Genomic DNA, 21,313 nt, shown 5'->3' on the forward strand with positions numbered 1-21,313 from the left:
TTTTGTAAACAATACCATTAAGAAATGTAAAGTTAAACAAAAAAATCCACAATTTTACAAAAATGAGAATAAATACCTACTTAATTTATAAAATTCTAGAAGTTAATAACCATTTTGCAGTACTTAAATAAATAAACACACCCGCAATGTCTGTGACTGTTGTTATGAAAGGAGATGACATTAAAGCAGGGTCCAATTTCATTTTGTCAAATAACAAAGGAAGAATAGCTCCAGTAGTAGCTGCTAATGTCGTTATCGAAATAAGGCTGATGCCCACGGCAGCTGCTATTAAAGGGCCTTCTCCCTGCCACCACGCGAAAGGAAACACAACTAACATCATCAAAACCCCTAAAAAAGCTCCTGTTATTGCCTCCCTGACTACTGCCTTAATTGCACCAAGAGACTTCAATTTTTGAGTACTTAACCCTCTAATAACAACTGTAGAACTTTGAGCACCAACATTCCCCCCAGTACCTATTAGCAAGGGGATGAATGCAGCTAGTAAAACTATTTCTTTTAATATTTGATCATTCATCGCAATTACTTTTGTGGTCAAACCATTTGCTAAAACTAAGATTAATAACCATAGAATTCGTCGTCGAGTTATTGTAAACAAACTACTTTGAAAATAATCATCCTCGTCACTAGGCTGTATAGCGCCTGCTGCATAAATATCACGAGTTGCTTCTTGCTCAATGACGTCAATTAAATCATCAACAGTTACTATTCCAACAAGTCTTTTTTCTTTATCAACAACTGGAAGAGCTAAAAAATCATATCTTTGTATCGCCCTTGCTACTTCTTCTTGATTAGTATTGGTGGATATATTAACGACATCTTTAGTCATTACATCTCCTATTGGCTTGGAAGGATCAGCTGTTACTAAGTCTCTCAGAGAGAGAATTCCAGTTAAATGCCTTTCTTTATCCGTAACATACAAGCTATATATTGTTTCAGTAAATGGCGCTCTTTTTCTAACTAAGGACAGCGCTTCAGCAGCTGTCTGCATCTCTTTAAGATCTATGAATTCAGTAGTCATTAATCGTCCAGCCGTTTCAGGCTCATATCCAAGTAATTCAGCTGTTACTTTCCTTTCACCAGGACTTAAAGCAGATAAAAATTTTCGAACAACTTTTGCAGGCAACTCATCAAATAGTTGAACCCTATCATCAGGGGACATTTTTTCCACAATCTCTAAAACTTCTCCTGAACGAAGTCTGTCTAATAAAGTTTGCTGAACTATCGGATCTAAATATTCATATACTTCTATTGCCTCGTTTTTCTTTAGTAATCTAAATGCTAATGCTTGCAATATTAAGGGAAGACTTCCAATAGCATCAGCAATATCGACAGGCTGGGAAGGCTCAAGAAGTAATTTTGCTTCATCATAATTTCCTGCGATTAATAAATCTTCAAGTTGTATAGTAATTTTTTCTCTAGTACTTATATCTGAAGAAAAAGATGTAATCGAATCGAGTTTACTCTCATTCATAAATATTATTCCTAGTCAATGTATTAACAGTATTATATGAAATTTAAGTAAATTTACTACTGATCCAAACCCCAAAAAGCATTGTGAATAAATTTATAGTGATTATTAAATTTAAAAAAATTATAAATTTTATCCAATTACCTTGATTCAAAATCTCATACAAGAAATATATAAATCCGCTAAAAGAAGTAAAACACGAAAAAAAACCAGTTAATAAAATTTTTTTAGTTACGCTGTTTAAATTTTTGCTGATTATTAATCCAAATAAAAATGATCCAACTATTGAAATAATTAAGTTATTATCTATTAGTAATCTTAAGAAAGTTGCTGCATAGCAAGCCAGAAGTACATAAATAAAATTTTTTATACTCATTTAAAAATTCGTGAAATAAAATAACCAAAATAAAATAAAATAAATGAAATTATCATTACTTCGGTGTAGTGAAAAATTAAACTTAAGTATCTTCGTTTCTTAAATAGAATAAATAATTGGTATATAAAAGAAGAAAATGTACTAAAAGATCCTAAAAAACCAGCATAAAAAAGCAAAAAATAGTTACTAAAGAAATTTAAAGGTACTAAAATTCCCAATAAAAATGATGCTATAAAATTAACTAATGAAGTATTTTGAATATCGAAACCAATTTTTATCGTAAAGTTATCTTGAATAAATATTCTAAGTATTAATCCAAAAGTACTACCAAGTAAAACTATACCAATTGAACTGAAATCCAAAATTTACATTTTTATCCAACCTTTTGTAATTTTATTTGGATCATCTAAAATTTTGTTCGTAGCTAATTTTACCCTAATCCAAATTTCATTATCATTTACTTTCCAATTACGTAATATAGTTATTAAGGTTCCTGAATCCAGAACTATTAACTGTTTTGCATCTTTTGCAGGGAAAGAAAAAAGAGAAGTATTAGAACTTAGTATAATTTCCTTATTTTTATTAGGAAAATTATATTGATTTAAACTTTTTTGAATTCCACCAGCAGGTAAGGTTATTGGACCAATTAATGCAAATATAATTAAACAAATATTCTTAAGCAAATTGTTCATCATATATCTAAAGTTGCCATATCTAAATTACTACTATGAGTTTCAATAAACTCTCTTCTTGGTCCTACTTTGTCTCCCATTAGTATATTGAATATTCTGTCAGCTTCAATTGCATCTTCGATTTCAACCCTCTTCATCATCCTAGTCTGGGGATTCATTGTGGTATCCCACAATTGTTTTGGCATCATCTCACCTAATCCTTTAAATCTTTGAATATTGTAGTTAGCATTATCCCCAAATCCTAGAATTGTATCCTTTAATTGATTCTCGTTATAACAATATTTATGATTTTTTCCTCTTTCAACTTTATATAGAGGAGGGCAAGCTATATATATAAAACCATTCTCGACAAGTTCCCTCTGATACCTATAAAAAAATGTCAATAATAAAGTTCTAATATGAGCTCCATCAACATCAGCATCCGTCATAATTACAACTCTGTGATATCTCAGTGAGCTCACATCAAACTCTTCACCTTTAATTCCTAATCCAAGAGCTGTTATTAATGACTGAATTTCAGTGTTTTTATAAATTTTAGTATCATCAGTTTTTTCAATATTAAGAATTTTACCTCTCAAAGGCAAAATAGCTTGAAAATTTCTATCTCTTCCTTGTTTTGCAGAACCTCCAGCAGAGTCTCCCTCAACGATATAAATTTCTGATTCTGAAGGATCTCTAGAACTACAATCAGCTAGTTTGCCTGGCAAAGTAGAACTTTCAAGAACACTTTTTCTTCTGACTAATTCTCTTGCCCTTCTTGCAGCTTCTGCTGCATTAAATGATTGGATTGCTTTTTCAAGAATCAAATCCAAAACTCCAGGATTAAATTCCATATATTTTGTAAGAGCCTCGCCAATAAGAGAATCAACAATTCCTCTTACTTCAGTGTTTCCTAATTTTGTTTTTGTTTGTCCTTCAAATTCAGGATCTGGAACTTTAACCGATAAAACTACAGTCAAGCCCTCTCTAATATTTTCGCCAGCTAAATTTTTTTCAACATCTTTTCTTTTCCCCCTTTTTTTTGCAAGATTATTGAAAGTTCTTGTCAAAACTGTTTTTAGTCCTTCAATATGAGTGCCTCCATCAATAGTTCTGATATTATTTGCAAAACCTAGAATATTATCTGAATATACATCTGAACACCATTGCAAAGCTGCTTCTACATAAACGTTTTCTTTCTCTGAGTCAACATAAATGATCTCAGGATGAATAGAGTCTTTTTCTGCATTCATGTACTCAACATATTCTTTAATACCTCCTTCATATAAGTAAATTTCTTCTTTAAAAGAGCCATCTGATAATTCATTTCTCTCATCTCTAAAAACAATTTTTACACCGCCATTAAGATAAGCTAGTTCTCTCAACCTAGAAGAAAGCAAAGCATATTCAAATTCTATTCCTCCAGAAAAAATTGTTTTATCAGGTTTAAAGCAAATAGTAGTTCCTTTTTTAAAAGGTTTTTCAGACTGTTTCTTAGTTTGCAATTCACCCTTTGATAAACCTTTTTCAAATCTTTGATTAAATTCACTACCATCCCTATAAACGGTCACATTAACCCATTCGCTTAGAGCATTAACGACAGATATTCCTACTCCATGCAAGCCTCCTGATACTTTATAACCTCCACTTCCGAATTTACCTCCTGCATGAAGAACAGTTAGTACAGTTTCTAAGGCACTTTTTCCAGTCCTTGGATGAATATCTGTTGGTATACCCCGTCCATTATCAGAGATTGAAGCTGATCCATCTGATCTAAGAACTATTTCAATATGATCACAATGTCCAGCAAGTGCTTCATCAACTGAGTTATCAACGACCTCATATACTAAATGATGCAAACCTCTAGGACCTGTTGAACCTATATACATCCCAGGACGTTTACGGACAGGCTCAAGGCCTTCTAAAACCTGAATCTGTTCTGCACCATAGTCATTTGAGATTTTATTAGATCTTTTGTCCTCACTCATTTAATATAAAAAAAAATCGTTAAACTTTTAAAATGTTATTTTTAAAAGGTCTTTAATTAAACTTACCACCGTAATTAGAGAAAGGCTCGAAGTCTATGAAAAATTTAATCTCTTTAATTATATAGCTAATAATATATTCTTCAGTATTTCATATGTCTTCTAATTCACCTCAAGTAATAGTTTTAATTGGACCAACTGCAAGTGGTAAAACAGAATTAGCTATAGAAATTGCAAAACATTTTAAAACTTGTATTCACAATATAGATTCAAGACAAATTTATAAATCTATGGATATTGGCACAGCAAAACCATCTAAGCATCAACAAAGAAAAATAAAGCATTTTTTAATAGATCTCAAAGAACCTATTAATCCAATTAATGTAAAACAATTTCAAGAAATTGCACAAAAATCAATAAAAAAAGAAATTAAACAAAATAATTTACCATTTCTTGTTGGAGGAAGTGGTTTGTATATGAACTCAATAACAAAAGGTTTTTTTATGCCAGATGTCCCTCCACAAAATCATTTGAGAAAACAATTAGATGATCTTGGGCAGAAAGAATGCTGGGAACTATTAAAAAATTGCGATCCAAAATCAACAAAAAAAATCAATCCTGCCGATAACATTAGAACAATAAGGGCTTTGGAAGTTTTTTATGTAACAGGTAAACCTTTGTCAATTCAAGCAATTCAAAACCCTCCTAACTGGAGAATATTAGAGCTTGGATTAGATAGAGATGACCTGAAAGAAAGAATACTACAAAGAACAAAAAATATGTTTTTATCTGGAATAATTGAAGAAACGAGACATCTTATTAATAAATATGGATTTGATTTACCAATATTAAAAACCATTGGTTATGGAGAAGCCAAGGAGGTCTTAAATAACAAATTAACGATAAATCAAGCGATTGAGTTAACTACTTCAAAAACCATACAATTTGCCAAAAGACAAAAAACATGGTTTAGGAATAAGAATAATCCTATTTGGCTTAATAACAAAAACCTGCTAAAAGATGCAATAATTAAGATAGAGTCTTTTTTAGGCTAAATTTATAACTAAAAGATTTTGTTTATCATCCAATCAATTAATTAACTGAACTGAATGCCCCCACGCCCACGCTTTGACCGCCGTGCTCCAGTAAGAGAGCTCCCTAATATAAATGAAAGAATAAAATACCCTCAATTGAGAGTTGTTGATTCAGATGGAAAACAATTAGGTGTTATAGATAGATTGAAAGCATTAGAGATAGCGTCTGAAAGAGAACTTGATTTAGTTTTAGTAAGCGAAAAAGCAAATCCTCCTGTTTGCAGAATAATGGATTATGGAAAATATAAATTTGAACAAGAAAAAAAAGCAAAAGAAGCAAGAAAAAAATCTCATCAAACTGAAGTTAAAGAAGTAAAAATGAGGTACAAAATTGATAAGCATGATTATGACGTAAGGATCGGTCAAGCTACTAAATTTTTAAAATCTGGAGATAAAGTAAAGTGCACTGTAATTTTCAGAGGAAGAGAAATTCAACACTCAAATTTAGCTGAAACACTTCTTCTGAAAATGGCTAATGATTTAGAGGAGCAATCAGAAGTTCAACAGAAGCCAAAAAGAGAAGGTAGAAATATGATAATGTTTTTAAGCCCTAGAAAAACTCCTCTAATTAAAAAAGAAGCAGAGTAAAAATTATTATCTAAAAGTTATGACAAATGTTAAAGTGTCACTACATCTAAAAATTTAGCAATTAGGAACTTTTCTAAAGTGAGATTTCATATACAGCAAGAAAGTGATATCCCAGCATCGACACAACTTTATAATCAAATTTGCTTTGCAATAGCAGCAAGACATTATCCTCCTGGTCACAGACTTCCCAGCACTCGACAGCTTGCAATGCAGACTGGACTCCATCGGAATACTATAAGCAAAGTTTATAGACAACTTGAAATTGATGGGGTCGTGGAAGCAATAGCAGGATCAGGAATTTATGTAAGAGACAATTTGACTAAAAGAGACTTTAAAAAATCAATTTACTCAAAAGAAAAGACATTTAAACTACCAGATCAAGAAGCAAAGAGAGCTATTGATAACTTCATAAATATTGGCTGCACCTTACAAGAAACGAGAGAAATGTTAACCAATGAAATTGATTGGCGTATTAATTGTGGATCAAGAATTTTAGTCAGTACTCCTAGAGAGGATATAGGTGCTTCTATGCTAATTGCAGAAGACCTATCTCCAAAAATTAATGTACCAGTGGAAGTTGTTCCCATGGAAGAATTAGAAAAAGTTTTGAGCAATGCAAATAATGGCACTATTGTCACAAGCAGATATTTTTTGCAGCCTCTAGAAAAAGTTGCCAAACAGCATGGAGTACGAGCTATTGCAGTTGACTTGAGCGACTTTCAAAAGGAATTAAAAATTCTCAAAGAATTTAATGCTGGTAGTTGTGTAGGTATAGTTAGCATTAGTCCCGGTTTATTGAGGGCAGCTGAAGTTATTATCCATAGCATGAGAGGTAGCGAATTAATTCTTATGACGGCAATCTCAGATAATAACAGTAGATTACTATCACTTTTAAAGACTTCAAACCTCATAGTTTGTGATGGTCCTAGTCTTTCAGTTGTAGAAAACACGTTATTAAAAAATCGATCTCAGCTTATAAGATTACCTCAAATAATTTGTGCTAAAAATTACTTAAGTATCGAAACAATAAATCACTTAAAAAAAGAAATTGGAGTTATCAATTAGGTCATGTTAACAACTTTTAAATCAGATATAGAAATAATCAAAGAGAGAGACCCTGCGGCGAGAGGGATAATAGAGATTATTCTCTGCTACCCAGGATTTCAAGCAATTGTAATTCACAGGTTTACTCATAAATTATGGCAATTGCGAATTCCTTTAATACCACGTTTATTAAGTCATCTCAATAGGTTAATAACAGGAATTGAAATCCATCCTGGAGCAAAAATTGGAAAGCGAGTTTTCATAGATCATGGTATGGGGGTTGTTATTGGTGAAACAGCCGAGATTGGAAATAATTGCTTGCTTTATCAAGGTGTAACTTTAGGCGGAACAGGGAAGAGTCATGGGAAAAGACACCCAACTTTAAAGGAAAATGTTGTAGTTGGTGCAGGTGCAAAAGTTCTTGGATCTATCACAGTAGGATCTAATACACGTATTGGTGCCGGTTCAGTAGTTGTTCGAAATGTAGATGGTAACAGTACTGTAGTTGGAGTTCCTGGAAGAGTAGTACATCAAAGTGGTGTTAAAGTAAATCCACTAGCTCATTCTGCACTACCAGATGCAGAAGCAAATGTAATAAAAAACTTAATGGATAGAATAGATTGTCTTGAAAATGAAATTCTTAAATTACAAAAAACATTACAATGTGTAGTTAACTCGGAATCTATCGATATATCAAAACTCGGTGATTCTCAAAATCTTAAAGATAAAGAAATTTTTGAATTTCTTGGCGATGATTAATACTTCAATTAATTTTTGTCATCAGTATCAGTTTTAGGTTGGAACATAAACATTGAATAAATAACATTTCTTCTCATATTAGTCATCATTTCGAGAAACATATCATACCCTTCGTTTTTATATTCGATCAAAGGGTCTTTTTGGCCATAACCTCTTAATCCAACAGATTCCCTTAAAGAATCCATCGATTGAAGATGTTCTCGCCAGAGATTATCAATTTGCTGTAAAATGAAAAATCTTTCAGCTTCTCTCATTAATCCTGGACGAATCTTTTCAATTTGTGATTCCTTTAAATCATAAGCTGTTCGCAACTGCTCTTGAAGATAGTTTTTTAATTCTTCTATAGAAAGTAAATCAATATCGTCAGCTTTCAGATCATCTAATAAATATATAAATTCTTTGACTTTAGAAATTAATTGATCAATATTCCATTCTTCGGGAGGAAGATCAGGATTAATATAAGCCTCTACAATTTCACTCATAGTTCTTTCTCCATATCCTAAAACTTGATTTTTTAAATCAATTCCTTGCAGGACTCTTAGTCTTTCACTATAAACTGCTTTTCTTTGATTATTCATTACCTCATCATATTCAAAAACTTGTTTTCTAATATCATAATAATAAGTCTCTACTTTCTTTTGAGCACTTTCTAAAGACCTAGTGAGCATTCCTGACTCTATGGGCATATCTTCGTCAACTCTAAATGCATTCATTAGATTTGCGACCCTATCACCACCAAAAATTCTTAATAAATTATCTTCCAGAGATAAAAAGAATCTTGTACTTCCAAGATCACCTTGTCTTCCCGCTCTACCTCTAAGTTGATTATCTACTCTTCGTGATTCATGTCTTTCAGTGCCAATAACATGTAATCCGCCAGCTTTTCTTACTTTTTCTTCTTCATGAATCAAAACTTTTTCATATTCTTTTTTTACATCTGATAATAATTCTCTCAAAAGCTTGATCATATTATCATCAGTGGGCGCTTTTTCTGCAGCTGTAGCTATCCGGTCATCTAGCTCCAAGATAGAAAGTTGTCTATCACCCCAATTTTTAACAAGTTCATTGGATAAAATAGAGAGTTTCTTCGTAATTACTTCATCCAACTTGCAAGGGAAAAGGCTTGTTGAAGAGTTTTGATTATTCTTTTTCAAATTTGAGTCTACTTTTGAAGAAAAACCGCCCTTTACTTTTGAATTTCTTTGTTTAGGGATTGGTGGCTTATGCTCATTATTAGGCTTTACAAGTAAGGGAACTAAAGTCTCTCTTAATTTCAGTCTTGCCATATAGTCACTATTACCACCAAGGATGATATCGGTTCCCCTTCCAGCCATATTTGTTGCAATCGTCACAGCACCTGCTCTTCCTGCCTGAGCGACAATTTCCGCCTCACGTTCAACGTTTTCTGGCTTGGCATTTAATAAATTATGAGGGATTTTTTCTTCAGATAAAAGTGAACTTAACAATTCACTTTTTTCAACGCTTGTCGTACCAACTAAAACAGGTCTACCATCTCTATGAATTTGCGCTGTTTCGTTAGCAACAGCTTTCCATTTACCAATCTCTGTCTTGAATACTTGATCAGACAAATCTTTTCTCTTCCTGATTTGATTTGTTGGTATAACTGTTGATTCTAATTTATAAGTTTTCTCAAATTCGACCTCCTCAGTTTTTGCAGTCCCGGTCATTCCTGCTAGACCAGGATATAACAAGAAAAAATTTTGATAAGTGATTGATGCTAATGTTTGCGTCTCAGGCTGAATTTTAAGGTTCTCTTTTGCTTCTATTGCCTGATGCTGTCCATCACTCCAACGCCTTCCCGGCATTACTCTTCCAGTAAATTCATCTACTATGACAGCTTCATCATTTTTAATAATATAATTTACATCTTTAATAAATAATTCTTTAGCTTTTAAAGCATTAGTAATGTAGTGTGCCCAAGGATCTTTAGGATTATATAAATCACTAACTCCCAAATACTCTTCACATTTAGCGAAACCCTGATCAGTTAATATACAACTTCTCTGCTTTTCATCAACTTCATAATCCCCTTCAGGATCAATACCATCTTTACTTAAATCTTTTGCTTTGACCAGTGATAAAGATAACTCTGCAGCTTTTTGATATTTTTCTTGTGGTCTTTCAACTTGACCTGAAATGATTAAAGGAGTTCTTGCCTCATCAATTAATATCGAATCAACCTCGTCAATCACACAGTAATTAAATTTTCTTTGCACTACCTCATTTATATCAGTGGACATATTGTCTCTTAAATAATCAAATCCTAATTCGGAATTTGTTGCATAAGTTATATCACAGTTATAATTTTTCTTTCTCTCAACTGGGTTCATATCTTGTTGAATCAACCCAACGGATAAACCCAAAAAACGATGAACTTGTCCCATCCACTCGGCATCTCTTCTAGCTAAATAATCATTTACGGTAACTACATGCACTCCTTTTCCAGTTAAAGCATTCAAATAGCAAGGTAATGTTGCTACAAGAGTTTTTCCTTCTCCAGTCTTCATTTCAGCAATTTGACATTCATGTAAAACCATCCCACCTATTAACTGAACATCAAAATGTCTCATATCAAGAACACGTTTACTTGCTTCTCTAACAATTGCAAATGCTTTTGGCAGAGACGCTTCTAAGATTTCTTTTTGTTTTTTAATATCTAATTCTGATGAAATCTTTGATTTAAGATCTTTAGTTTTTATTCTCAAATCATCATCAGTTAATGCAGAAATTTCTTCTTCTAAAAAATTTATCTCTTCCACTATTGGTTGATAGCGCTTTAACTTTCGTGTATTCGGGTCACCCAACAAAAGTTTTAGCATAAGTAATAGTCCTTAAAAAATTTATCTTATTACAAACATTATAAATTAGCGCGTTACAACAGAATGGATAAAAATCATATCTCTTTATTTTCAAGAAATGATCGACTAAGGTAATTAAATTAAAATCAAAAAAAATTAGAATCTTCGTCACTTTTCAAAAACTTTTTAAAAAATGAAAGCAATATCTCTAATCAAACATTCCAAAGGAGCTCTAGGGTTAAGGTTTTTTGGATTAGGTCCTAACTTTAGACCGACTAATGGATTAAATAAACTACAAAAATTATTAGATAAAAATGCTTTCTGGACAAAAAATAGAACAATTCATGATCTGAAAAAATGCCTTGCTAACAGTGACGTTATTGTTAGCGTTTGGGTTGGCAGGGAAATAGTTGGTTTTGGTAGAGCTTTAACAGATGGAGTTTATCGGGGGGTGCTTTGGGATATTGTGATAGATCAAAATCACCAAGGTAATGGATATGGATCATTAATTGTAAAAAATCTTTTATCTTCGAAAAAAATTAAAAATACAAAGAAACTATATTTAATGACTACTAATAAAAAATTGTTCTATTCTCAATTTGACTTTAAAGAAGTCATTTCTCAAGATTTGTTAATTCGTGAAATATAAAGATATATACTATTAAAAAAATTTTTTCAAAATCAAGAGACAAATTTACCATAGAGCCATCTTATAAAAGGACCTAAAATAGGCACTGGTCCAAAAGTTGGACCGCAAAAATCAAAGTAATCTCTATGCTCTTTTATTAATCCATTTTCTCCAAATAATAAACGAGTAGTTCCAGGATAAATAAATTCTTTCCCCATAATTTTTAAACCCATTGTCCATTCAACAAATCCACAATCTCCAGTTATGGAAATGGCATGAGTTTCTAAAAAAACATCATCACATCTTTTAACAAGCTTTTCTTGAGCTTTAATATAAGAATCTAAGCCCTCTGTTTCTTGAGTTGGGTCTGTAAAAATAACATTCTCATTATAAAATTCAGCCCATTTTTGTTTTGTTGGTGCATCCACACCATAAGGTTTAGTAAATAATCCCTTTAAATCCTCAATAGAAATTACTCTTTTCATTACGAAATTTTTATTAAGAATATCCTAAAAGATACAAACATTAAAAGCGGATGAAGAGATTCGAACTCTCGACATTCTCCTTGGCAAGGAGATGCTCTACCACTGAGCTACATCCGCATAACTTTTTTATTTTATCTCAAAGAAGGGATCAATGATAAAAATAATTAAATTTTTTCAATTAATTTAAATTTTTAATTAAGGATCCCATCTCAATTGCTTGTAAAGCATAATTCCAACCAAGATTATTTTTAATCCCTGCTCTTTCTAAAGCCTGCTGCATAGTATCAGTAGTTAAAACTCCAAAAATAATTGGAACGTTATTTTCATTTGAAACTTGCGAAATACCTTTGCTCGCCTCAGATATAACTACATCATAGTGGGAAGTTTCACCACGGATCACAGCCCCAAGAGCAATTACGACGTCATAACTCTTTTTTTTCATGAGGGTTTTAGCTGCGATTGGTAATTCGAAAGAACCAGGAACCCAAACTATATCTACTTGATTGCTTAATTCAGAAGTATCTAAACCATGTCTTTTTAAACAATCAAGACAACCAGATAGAATTTTATTTGTAATTAAATCATTAAATCTTGCTATTACAATCCCAACTTTTAAAGTAGAGGCATTAGTAAAAGAACCCTCAAAAATAGCCATTAAATTTTACTTAGATATATTAATAGACTCTCACGAAAAGGTATTAAGTTCAAACTAGTGAAGAAACTATCCCTGTAACAAAAACCAAAACAACCCAAACAGCAGCAATGGAATAAATTTTTCTCCTACTTTCTCGCTGTCCTTCCTCAGTAGAAGGTTGAGTCACATATAAAACGGGTACTCCAACTACCGCTATTAAAGAAGCAAATAATAGAGCATTTACAAAGAAAAAGTTAACAGCCTGCATAATTTAGTCTTAAGTTTCGAATATTATAAATACTATAATCTCATGAAAATGATAATTTTTAGAGAAAATTTACATACTTTAGCCACTTTGAATGCAAAAAAAAAATTTCTACCTAATATCTATTTAGGAATTAAAAAAGTATGCAAGAAGATACGATAATTCAAAAGAATTTATTTACGATTGGTAATGATAATAACGAGCAAAAAGAAATACCAAAAATTCCAGAAGATTTATCTTCGGAAGATTTAAAAAAAGAATCGCAAAAAAGACCCAGACAAAGAAAAAATTCAACTAAATTAATAAATAAATTTAAGACTGATTTAATTTCAAATAACAAAAATGTTTGCATCAATGAAGAATCTTATAGCTATAAAACAGTTTCAAAACTGAAATTAACTCCTGTAATGAAGCATTATGTAACTCTAAAAGAAGAAAATAAAGATAGGTTATTACTTTATAGATTAGGAGATTTTTTTGAATGTTTTTTTGAGGACGCTGTATTAATATCTAACCTTTTAGAAATAACGCTTACCAGTAAAGATGCTGGCAAAGAGATTGGTAAGATCCCTATGGCAGGGGTTCCCCATCATGCAATGGAGAGATACTGTGCTGATTTAATTAAAAAAAATTATTCGGTGGTTATATGCGATCAATTAGAAAAAAGTTCTGGAAATTATGGGACTCCAATTAAAAGAGGAATAACAAGAATAATTACTCCTGGAACTGTAATTGAAGAGGGGATGTTAATAGCAAAGAAAAATAATTGGATTACTGCTATTTACTTATCAGAAGAAAACTCAGATGAATCTTATGAATGGGGTATATCAAAAGCTGATGTAAGCACAGGAGAATTAATAACTTTAGAAGGCCAATCTCTGTCAAAACTATTTGATGAAATTATTAAATTAGATTCTTCAGAAATCATTGTAGGAAGCAATGCAGTAAGAAATTTATTAATTAAAGAAAATAGTCAAATTACATATACTGTTTCTCAAGAGACTAATTTTGGAATTAATGAAGCAAATTATCTAATAAAAAATTATTTCCAAATTGCAAACCTAGAGGGAATAGGACTTAAAAATTTAAACAATGCAACTAGATCACTTGGAGGTTTATTAAATTATTTAGAAAAAATTAATCCTTCAAATTTAGATAAAGATTCTTCTTTAAAAATATCATTAGACTTTCCACAAATCCAATATGGTCACAACAAATTAATTATTGATTATCAAACTCAAAAAAACTTAGAAATCAAAAATACACAACGAGAAAACAATTATGTAGGTTCTCTACTATGGAGTATTGATAGAACTTATACTTGCATGGGTGCAAGGTGTTTAAGAAGGTGGATAGATTCACCACTATTAAACGTTAATGAAATTTATAAAAGACAAAATATAATTACTAACTTTCTTGAATCTAAAAAATTACGTAAAGATACCCAAAATTCACTTAGAGCAATGGGGGATTTAGAAAGACTTGCAGGTAGAGCTTGTGCAGGTCATGCAAGTCCCAGAGACTTAATTGCAATAGCTGAAGGTTTAAAAAAATTGCCTAGACTAAAATCCATAATTGAATTATTCAAATATGATCTCCCAGATTGGACTGATCAATTAAAAAATATTGATGAAGGACTCTTAGAATTAGCTGATACTATAAGTTTTAAACTAGTGGAAAATCCTCCTCTAAATATTAGTGAAGGAGGCATGATCCACGATGGTGTTGACAATATATTAGATGGTTTACGCAATTTAATGGATGATTACTCTGAGTGGCTAAATAAAGAGGAATTAAAGGAAAGGAAAATTAGCAAAATTTCAAACCTAAAAATTCAATTTCATAAAAATTTTGGTTATTACATTTCTATAAATAAGTCAAAAGTTAATTTAGCTCCACAACATTGGATCAAAAGGCAAACACTTACTAATGAAGAAAGGTATATCACTTCAGAAATTAAAAATAAAGAAAATAAGATTTTCCAAATAAAAAGTAGAGCTTCATCAAAAGAATATGAAATTTTCTGCGAATTAAGAAATATAGTTGCTGCAAAAACACAACAAATAAGATCAATCGCAAAATCCATAGCATCTCTTGATGCACTGCTTGGTTTATCAATTACTTCAGTAGAAAACAATTTTATAAAACCTTCATTAATACCAATAAATGATTCAAGGACAAAAAATAGTACAAAAATTATCGCAGGAAGAAATCCAATTGTAGAGCAATTATTAAGTGATAAAAAGTTTGTAGCAAACGATATCTCTTTTGAGGATAATCAAAAATTAATTATATTAACCGGTCCCAATGCAAGCGGAAAAAGTTGCTTTATAAGACAACTTGGTTTAATACAAATTCTCACACAAATTGGTAGCTTTGTTCCTGCTAATAATGCTGAAATCGAGATTGCAGATAGGATTTTCACAAGAATTGGGGCTGTTGATGATCAATCATCTGGACAATCAACATTTATGGTAGAAATGTCTGAAACTGCATCAATTTTAAATCAGGCAACTTCTAACTCACTAGTTTTACTTGATGAGATAGGCAGAGGGACATCTACTTTTGATGGACTTTCAATAGCTTGGTCAGTAAGTGAATATCTTGCAAAAAAAATTCAATGTAATACTATTTTTGCTACGCACTATCATGAGCTGAATTATTTAAAAAATTCAAATAAGAATATACAAAATTTTCAAGTTTTAGTAGAACAAAATAACGATCAGCTAATTTTTAGCCACAAGATTGTTAAAGGGGGCTCAAACAAAAGCTATGGGATAGAAGCAGCTAAATTAGCAGGAGTTCCAAAAGAAGTTATAGAAAAAGCAAAATCAGTTTTAAATTCTTTAGAAAAAAATAACAAATTAAATTATGATATTAAGTAGATTTTTGACATTTTTATAAAATAAATACTTTTTAAATAGTTTCCCTCAATAAGGCGTTAACCGCAGCAGCTGCCATGGCAGCACCTCCTCTAGTTGAATTCAAAACAATCCTAGGAAGATCGGTAGAAATTAGTTTGTTTTTGCTTTTCTCTACTCCAATAAATCCAACAGGCATTCCGATAATTAAACTAGGTAAATCTTTTGCATTCTCTAAAATATCAATTAAATAAGTTAACGCTGTAGGTGAACTGCCAATAACTACAATGGGTGATTTACTTCCAGAATTCATAGCGGATAACTCCTTCCAACCTTCGCTTAAGCCATATGCAGTTTTAGTTAAGTTTGTATGATTATTTTTTCCAAACCACATTCTAGCGGTGAATACTTTATTCCTAGTGGTATTTTCTGCCATAGTTTTTATTGCTGCTGCAGCCATATCAGTATCAGTTAAAATCGGAGCGCCATTTTTAAGAGCCTGAAGCCCTTTTTCGCAAGCACCTTCACTAAAATTTACAAGATTTTGAACTGAAAAATCTCCTGAAGTATGGACTAATCTCTCTAACACTTTTTTTTCCAAATAATTTAGATCATTGGCTACTAAATGAGATCTTATGAATCTGATGCTTTCCAAAAAAATTGGATGATCTATTACCATTAAATTTAATTTGTGTTAGAAGTAATCATAGTTAATATATGGTTTTTATTGAGCTATTATGCCAATACAAATATTATGGGGTAATGATTTAAATGCTCAAAATACATTTATTCAAAAATTAATTGATAAGGAAGTGTCTAAAGAATGGAAAGAAATAAACGTAACAAATTTAAATGGAGATGATGATGAGCAAGTCAATAAAGCTTTTGATGAAGTTCTTACACCTCCTTTTGGAGAGGGATACAGAATAGTTACATTGAAAAACAATCCAATTTTTACTGCCAAAAATGAGGATCTAAGAACTAAATTTGAAAAAATTCATAGCAATATACCTCAAAATACTTATTTCATTCTACAAAATACCAAAAAGCCAGATTCAAGACTAAAGAGTACTAAATTTTTACAAAAACTTATCAAAAATAATTTAGCTAAAGAAAAGTCATTTTCTTTACCTGAAATCTGGGACTATGAAGGACAAAAAAGATTTTTAGAAGATGCAGCAAATGAAATGAATATCAAAATTGATAAAAATGCAGCTGAATTAATAATTGATTCGGTTGGTAATGATAGCTTTAAACTAATTAATGAATTAGCCAAAGCAAAAACATACCTCTCTGCAGTATCAAGTGATTCGAATTCACAACTTTTTCTTAAAAGTAGTGATGTAAAAAAAATATTTAGTGATCATCAATCCAATATTTTCAAAATCATTGATCTTCTCTTACAAAAAAATATTAATGAAACCCTCATGGAAATCAATTATTCCTTACACAAAGGAGAACCTGCGTTAAGACTAAATGCAGGTTTAATTAGTCAAATAAGAATTCATACCATTATAAAATTAGCAGTTAATTCAGGTAACGATAATGCAGAAAAGATTTGTAATCTTGCAGGCATTACTAATCCAAAAAGAATTTTTTTTATTCGAAAAAAAGTCAAAAATGTATCTCAAGAATATTTAATTAATTTAATGAGTAACTTACTAGATATTGAATCATTACTAAAACAAGGTAATAATCCTATAAATGTTTTTACAGAGAAATTAATTAATTTAAGTTAACCAAATAATAAGTTTAATAATTTACATTATGATTTAAATATGGCTTTACTAGTAAAAAAATTTGGCGGCACTTCTGTAGGTAATATTAAAAAAATTAAAAATATTGCAGGTAGCATCTGTCAAAGTAAAGAAGCAGGAAATGAAATAGTCGTAGTTGTCTCTGCAATGGGGCAAACTACAGATGATTTAAATTGTTTAGCGGAATCAATTAGTAAAAATCCTAATCGAAGAGAATTGGATATGCTTCTCTCAACTGGAGAGCAAGTAACCATAGCTCTTCTTTCAATGGCATTAAACGAATACGGAATACCTGCAATTTCAATGACTGGTAGCCAGGTTGGAATTATTACTGAATCAATTCATGGGAAAGCGAGAATTCTGGATATTAAAACAGAAAGGATCCAAAATTATTTAAATCAGGGTTTTGTAGTTGTCGTGGCTGGATTTCAAGGAACAACATTAAGCCATACGGGTTCAATGGAAATTACAACTTTGGGTAGAGGTGGTTCAGATACTTCCGCGGTAGCTTTATCAACAGCTTTAGGAGCTGAGACATGCGAAATTTATACAGACGTTCCAGGGGTTCTTACTACTGATCCAAGGATTGTTCCTAATGCAAAACTCTTAGATAAAATTAGCTGCGAGGAAATGCTTGAACTTGCAAGTGTCGGTGCTTCAGTTCTGCATCCAAGAGCAGTAGAAATTGCTCGCAACTATGGAATTAAATTGTGTGTCAAATCAAGCCAAAGTGACTCCAGTGGGACTCTCCTAGAAAGTCAAATCCAACCTCTCCCGCTTAAAAGAGGAAGCTTAGAATTAACAAAAACAGTCAATAGTCTTGAAGTATTAGACAACCAAGCAGTATTCAGTCTCTCAAATATTCCTGATAGGCCTGGGATTGCTGCGCAAATATTTGAAAAACTTTCAGAAGCAAGTATTAACGTAGATTTAATAATACAAGCGACAAATGATGGAAATAAAAACGATATTACATTTACTGTTGGTGAATTAGAAGTAAAAAAGACTGCAGAACAATGTGAACTTATAACTAGTCAATTAGGGGGAGAATTTAACTTAAAAACCAACATGACTAAATTAAGTATTCAAGGAGCAGGCATTATGGGCAGACCTAGTGTTTCAGCTGATTTATTTGATACTTTATCTCAAGCGAATATAAATGTTAGGTTAATAGCTACTAGTGAAATTAAAGTCAGCTGTGTAATTGAAATTAATAATATACCAAAAGCTGTTAGATTTGTTGCTGAGAAATTTAAGTTATCCGATACACAAATATTTGTTAATCCAATCAATGAAAAACAAGATCAACCTGAAGTAAGAGGAATTGCATCAGATAAAAACCAAGTTCAGGTAAGCTTTCGAAAACTGCCTGATCGTCCAGGTGTAGCAGCATCGATATGTTTAGCATTAGCTGAAAATAATTTACTTATCGATACTATTGTTCAATCTGAAAGAATTTCCTCTTTAAAAACTAAGGATATTAGTCTTACAATGAATAAACAAGATAGAGAAAAAGCTAACTTAGTTTTTGAGGCCTTAACAAAAAAATTACCCGGATCATACATTGAAGATGGCCCTGCTATAGCAAAAGTAAGTGCTGTAGGAGCAGGAATGGCATTTAAAGTTGGGACGGCTGGAAAAATATTTAGAGCATTGGCTGACCAAAATATCAATATTGAAATGATTGCCACGAGTGAAATTAGGACTTCATGTATTGTCTTAGAAAAAGATTGTGACAAAGCAGTTAATGCGATTCATAATCATTTCGAATTAGAAAAATAAGTTATTTTTAATTATTTCTTGCCAATTTTTGTCTTAATTTTTTGATTCTATCCCTCAAATTTGCTGCTTCTTCAAAATTTAACTCTTTTGCAGCGTCTTTCATTTTAATTTCTAACTTTTCTATCAAGTCAGGCAATTCTTCAAGCAAACATAGATTATCACTGGAACTGAGAATTGCGTCAGTTTTGTTATTAACTATATTTATTAAATCTTTAGATAAACCACCAGCATCTAGTTTTCTGGAAAGTTCTAGAAAAGATAATATTGAATTTTCTATTTTTTTGCCTGCAGGTTTTGGAGTAATACCATTGACTTGGTTATATTTTTTCTGAATAGTTCTCCTTCTTTCAGTTTCAGATATTGCTCTTTTCATTGAATCTGTGAAGTTATCTGCATAAAGCAAGGCAACACCTTCAACATGTCTGGCAGCTCTTCCTATTGTTTGAATCAATGACCTTTCTGCCCTCAGAAAACCTTCTTTATCAGCATCTAAAATGGCGACTAAGGATACTTCTGGAAGATCTAGTCCCTCTCTTAATAAATTAACTCCTACCAAAACATCATATTCGCCCATTCTAAGGTCTTGAATAATTTCAATTCTTTCAATTGAATGGATTTCGGAATGCAAATATCTAACTCTTACTTTATTTTCTGATAAAAAATCAGTTAGATCTTCAGCCATTCTCTTAGTAAGTGTTGTCACAAGCACTCTTTGATTCTTTTGAGCTCGAATTCTTATTTCAGATAACAGATCTTCTATTTGGCCTTCACTAGGTCTTACATCAATGACAGGGTCTAATACCCCAGTTGGTCTTATAACTTGCTCAATAAATTCACCATCACATTGATCTAATTCCCATTGACCAGGGGTTGCACTTATAAATAATGTCTGTTTTGATTTTTCCCAAAACTCTTCACATTTTAAAGGTCTATTATCTGCAGCACTTGGCAATCTAAAACCATGATCTATTAAAACTTTTTTTCTAGATTGATCACCGTTGTACATCGCATGAAGTTGAGGACATGTCACATGACTCTCATCAACTACCAACAACCAATCTTTAGGAAAGTAATCTATTAAGCATTCTGGCGGTGAACCTTCCTCCCTACCTGATAAATGACGAGCATAATTCTCAACTCCATTACAATAACCAACCTCTTTAAGCATTTCTAAATCATATTTTGTACGTTGTTCTAGACGTTGAGCCTCTAATAATTTTCCTTCGTATGTAAATTTATCGAGTTGAGTTTTTAATTCACCTCTAATTGCACTTATTGCACTCTCAAGTCTTTCTTTTGGAGTCACAAAATGCTTCGCTGGATAAACGCTAACTTGTTCCAAACTTTCAAGTATTTCTCCTGTAGTAGGGTCAACATATCTAATAGCCTCGACTTCATCACCAAATAACTCAATTCTTATTAATCTATCTTCATAAGCTGGACCGATTTCTAAAACATCACCTTTAATTCTGAATCTACCTCTAGTAATTTCAATATCATTTCTAGTATATTGATTTTCAACGAGAGACCTCAAAGAAGAACGTAGATTTATTGATTTTCCCACTTCAAATTTAACTGCAGCTTTTAAATACTCACTCGGTATACCAAGACCATAAATACAACTTATTGAGGCTACAACAATTACATCTTTTCTTTCAAATAATGAGCGTGTTGCAGAATGCCTAAGCATATCTATTTCTTCATTAATTGAAGCAGTTTTTGCAATGTAAGTATCACTTACAGGTACATAAGCTTCAGGTTGATAATAATCGTAGTAAGAAATGAAGTACTCAACAGCATTTTTTGGAAAAAATTCCCTTAATTCATTGCATAATTGTGCAGCCAACGTTTTGTTATGGGCTAAAACAAGTGCTGGTCTTCCTGTTTGTTGAATTACATTTGCAATGGTAAATGTTTTACCAGTTCCAGTAGCACCTAAAAGAGTCTGAAACTGTTTACCATTATTTACACCTTTAACTAATTTTTTAATAGCTTCTGGTTGATCTCCATTTGGTTCGTAAGGAGCTTGAAGTTTATAGTTGTTCATCAAGCCAGTAGTTAAAGGATATTTCTATA

At 31.7% G+C, this 21,313-nt stretch carries 19 protein-coding genes and 1 tRNA gene; 8 read left to right on the forward strand and 12 right to left on the reverse strand.

The features are described 5' to 3' along the window. Nucleotides 1-85: 85 nt before the first annotated feature. From mgtE to gyrB, 5 genes are read right to left on the reverse strand one after another with little or no spacing between them, the layout of a single operon-like run. Entirely contained in the window at nucleotides 86-1,492 is a 1,407-nt protein-coding gene (mgtE, locus tag EU91_RS00560) for a magnesium transporter (RefSeq protein WP_032525141.1), read from the reverse strand. A gap of 43 nt (nucleotides 1,493-1,535) precedes the next feature. Continuing rightward, nucleotides 1,536-1,865, reverse strand: a complete 330-nt coding sequence (locus EU91_RS00555; RefSeq protein WP_032525142.1) for a CrcB family protein — start codon at nucleotides 1,863-1,865, stop codon at nucleotides 1,536-1,538. Continuing rightward, nucleotides 1,862-2,227 carry a fluoride efflux transporter FluC gene (locus EU91_RS0108895; RefSeq protein WP_032525143.1) on the reverse strand — a complete coding sequence of 122 codons (366 nt, stop codon included), beginning with the start codon at nucleotides 2,225-2,227 and terminating at the stop codon, nucleotides 1,862-1,864. The genes EU91_RS00555 and EU91_RS0108895 overlap by 4 nt, the downstream gene beginning before the upstream one ends. 3 nt (nucleotides 2,228-2,230) lie before the next feature. Further along, on the reverse strand, nucleotides 2,231-2,560 hold the full coding sequence (locus EU91_RS00550) for a hypothetical protein (protein ID WP_032525144.1): 330 nt from the start codon (nucleotides 2,558-2,560) through the stop codon (nucleotides 2,231-2,233). Next, a complete protein-coding gene (gyrB, locus tag EU91_RS00545) occupies nucleotides 2,557-4,524 on the reverse strand; it encodes a DNA topoisomerase (ATP-hydrolyzing) subunit B (RefSeq protein WP_032525145.1) in 1,968 nt (655 codons plus the stop codon). Before gyrB ends, EU91_RS00550 begins: the two co-directional genes overlap by 4 nt. A gap of 152 nt (nucleotides 4,525-4,676) precedes the next feature. Here gyrB and miaA point away from each other — a divergent pair, with 152 nt between their 5' ends. The 4 genes from miaA (at nucleotide 4,677) to cysE (ending at nucleotide 8,006) form a co-directional block, all read left to right on the forward strand. Then, entirely contained in the window at nucleotides 4,677-5,576 is a 900-nt protein-coding gene (miaA, locus tag EU91_RS00540) for a tRNA (adenosine(37)-N6)-dimethylallyltransferase MiaA (protein WP_032525146.1), read from the forward strand. A gap of 54 nt (nucleotides 5,577-5,630) precedes the next feature. Next, nucleotides 5,631-6,203, forward strand: a complete 573-nt coding sequence (infC, locus tag EU91_RS00535) for a translation initiation factor IF-3 (protein ID WP_032525147.1) — start codon at nucleotides 5,631-5,633, stop codon at nucleotides 6,201-6,203. 78 nt (nucleotides 6,204-6,281) lie between these two features. Continuing rightward, nucleotides 6,282-7,268: a GntR family transcriptional regulator gene (locus EU91_RS00530; protein ID WP_032525148.1), complete on the forward strand. Its 987-nt coding sequence runs from the start codon at nucleotides 6,282-6,284 to the stop codon at nucleotides 7,266-7,268. Between the two features lie 3 nt (nucleotides 7,269-7,271). Beyond that, entirely contained in the window at nucleotides 7,272-8,006 is a 735-nt protein-coding gene (gene cysE, locus EU91_RS00525; protein WP_032525149.1) for a serine O-acetyltransferase, read from the forward strand. A gap of 8 nt (nucleotides 8,007-8,014) precedes the next feature. Here the strand turns inward: cysE and secA are convergent, their stop codons facing one another. After that, nucleotides 8,015-10,846, reverse strand: coding sequence for a preprotein translocase subunit SecA (secA, locus tag EU91_RS00520; RefSeq protein ID WP_193741647.1), 2,832 nt, complete (start codon nucleotides 10,844-10,846; stop codon nucleotides 8,015-8,017). Nucleotides 10,847-11,018: 172 nt separating this feature from the next. Here secA and EU91_RS00515 point away from each other — a divergent pair, with 172 nt between their 5' ends. Continuing rightward, a complete protein-coding gene (locus EU91_RS00515; protein WP_032525150.1) occupies nucleotides 11,019-11,474 on the forward strand; it encodes a GNAT family N-acetyltransferase in 456 nt (151 codons plus the stop codon). 32 nt (nucleotides 11,475-11,506) lie between these two features. Here the strand turns inward: EU91_RS00515 and EU91_RS00510 are convergent, their stop codons facing one another. The 4 genes from EU91_RS00510 to psbZ form a co-directional block, all read right to left on the reverse strand. Continuing rightward, on the reverse strand, nucleotides 11,507-11,938 hold the full coding sequence (locus EU91_RS00510; RefSeq protein ID WP_032525151.1) for a nuclear transport factor 2 family protein: 432 nt from the start codon (nucleotides 11,936-11,938) through the stop codon (nucleotides 11,507-11,509). 45 nt (nucleotides 11,939-11,983) lie between these two features. Beyond that, nucleotides 11,984-12,055 (reverse strand) — tRNA-Gly (locus EU91_RS00505). A 61-nt stretch (nucleotides 12,056-12,116) separates the two neighbouring features. Then, the gene (gene ribH, locus EU91_RS00500) at nucleotides 12,117-12,593 is read right to left on the reverse strand and encodes a 6,7-dimethyl-8-ribityllumazine synthase (RefSeq protein ID WP_025893656.1); all 477 of its coding nucleotides are present in this window, start codon (nucleotides 12,591-12,593) and stop codon (nucleotides 12,117-12,119) included. A gap of 49 nt (nucleotides 12,594-12,642) precedes the next feature. Further along, nucleotides 12,643-12,840: a photosystem II reaction center protein PsbZ gene (gene psbZ, locus EU91_RS00495; protein WP_002807211.1), complete on the reverse strand. Its 198-nt coding sequence runs from the start codon at nucleotides 12,838-12,840 to the stop codon at nucleotides 12,643-12,645. 140 nt (nucleotides 12,841-12,980) lie between these two features. Between psbZ and mutS the strand changes: the two genes are divergently transcribed. Further along, nucleotides 12,981-15,722: a DNA mismatch repair protein MutS gene (gene mutS, locus EU91_RS00490; protein ID WP_032525152.1), complete on the forward strand. Its 2,742-nt coding sequence runs from the start codon at nucleotides 12,981-12,983 to the stop codon at nucleotides 15,720-15,722. A 31-nt stretch (nucleotides 15,723-15,753) separates the two neighbouring features. Here the strand turns inward: mutS and EU91_RS00485 are convergent, their stop codons facing one another. Then, nucleotides 15,754-16,377, reverse strand: a complete 624-nt coding sequence (locus EU91_RS00485) for a precorrin-8X methylmutase (RefSeq protein ID WP_032525153.1) — start codon at nucleotides 16,375-16,377, stop codon at nucleotides 15,754-15,756. Nucleotides 16,378-16,435: 58 nt separating this feature from the next. Between EU91_RS00485 and holA the strand changes: the two genes are divergently transcribed. Further along, a complete protein-coding gene (gene holA, locus EU91_RS00480) occupies nucleotides 16,436-17,437 on the forward strand; it encodes a DNA polymerase III subunit delta (protein WP_032525154.1) in 1,002 nt (333 codons plus the stop codon). Nucleotides 17,438-17,476: 39 nt separating this feature from the next. Continuing rightward, entirely contained in the window at nucleotides 17,477-19,237 is a 1,761-nt protein-coding gene (locus EU91_RS00475; protein ID WP_032525155.1) for an aspartate kinase, read from the forward strand. A gap of 7 nt (nucleotides 19,238-19,244) precedes the next feature. Here the strand turns inward: EU91_RS00475 and uvrB are convergent, their stop codons facing one another. Continuing rightward, complete coding sequence (gene uvrB, locus EU91_RS00470; RefSeq protein ID WP_032525156.1) at nucleotides 19,245-21,284, reverse strand: excinuclease ABC subunit UvrB; 2,040 nt, start codon at nucleotides 21,282-21,284, stop codon at nucleotides 19,245-19,247. Nucleotides 21,285-21,313: the final 29 nt, after the last annotated feature.

Origin of the sequence: Prochlorococcus marinus str. GP2, from assembly GCF_000759885.1 — a bacterium.
Taxonomy (GTDB): Bacteria; Cyanobacteriota; Cyanobacteriia; order PCC-6307; family Cyanobiaceae; genus Prochlorococcus_A; species Prochlorococcus_A marinus_J.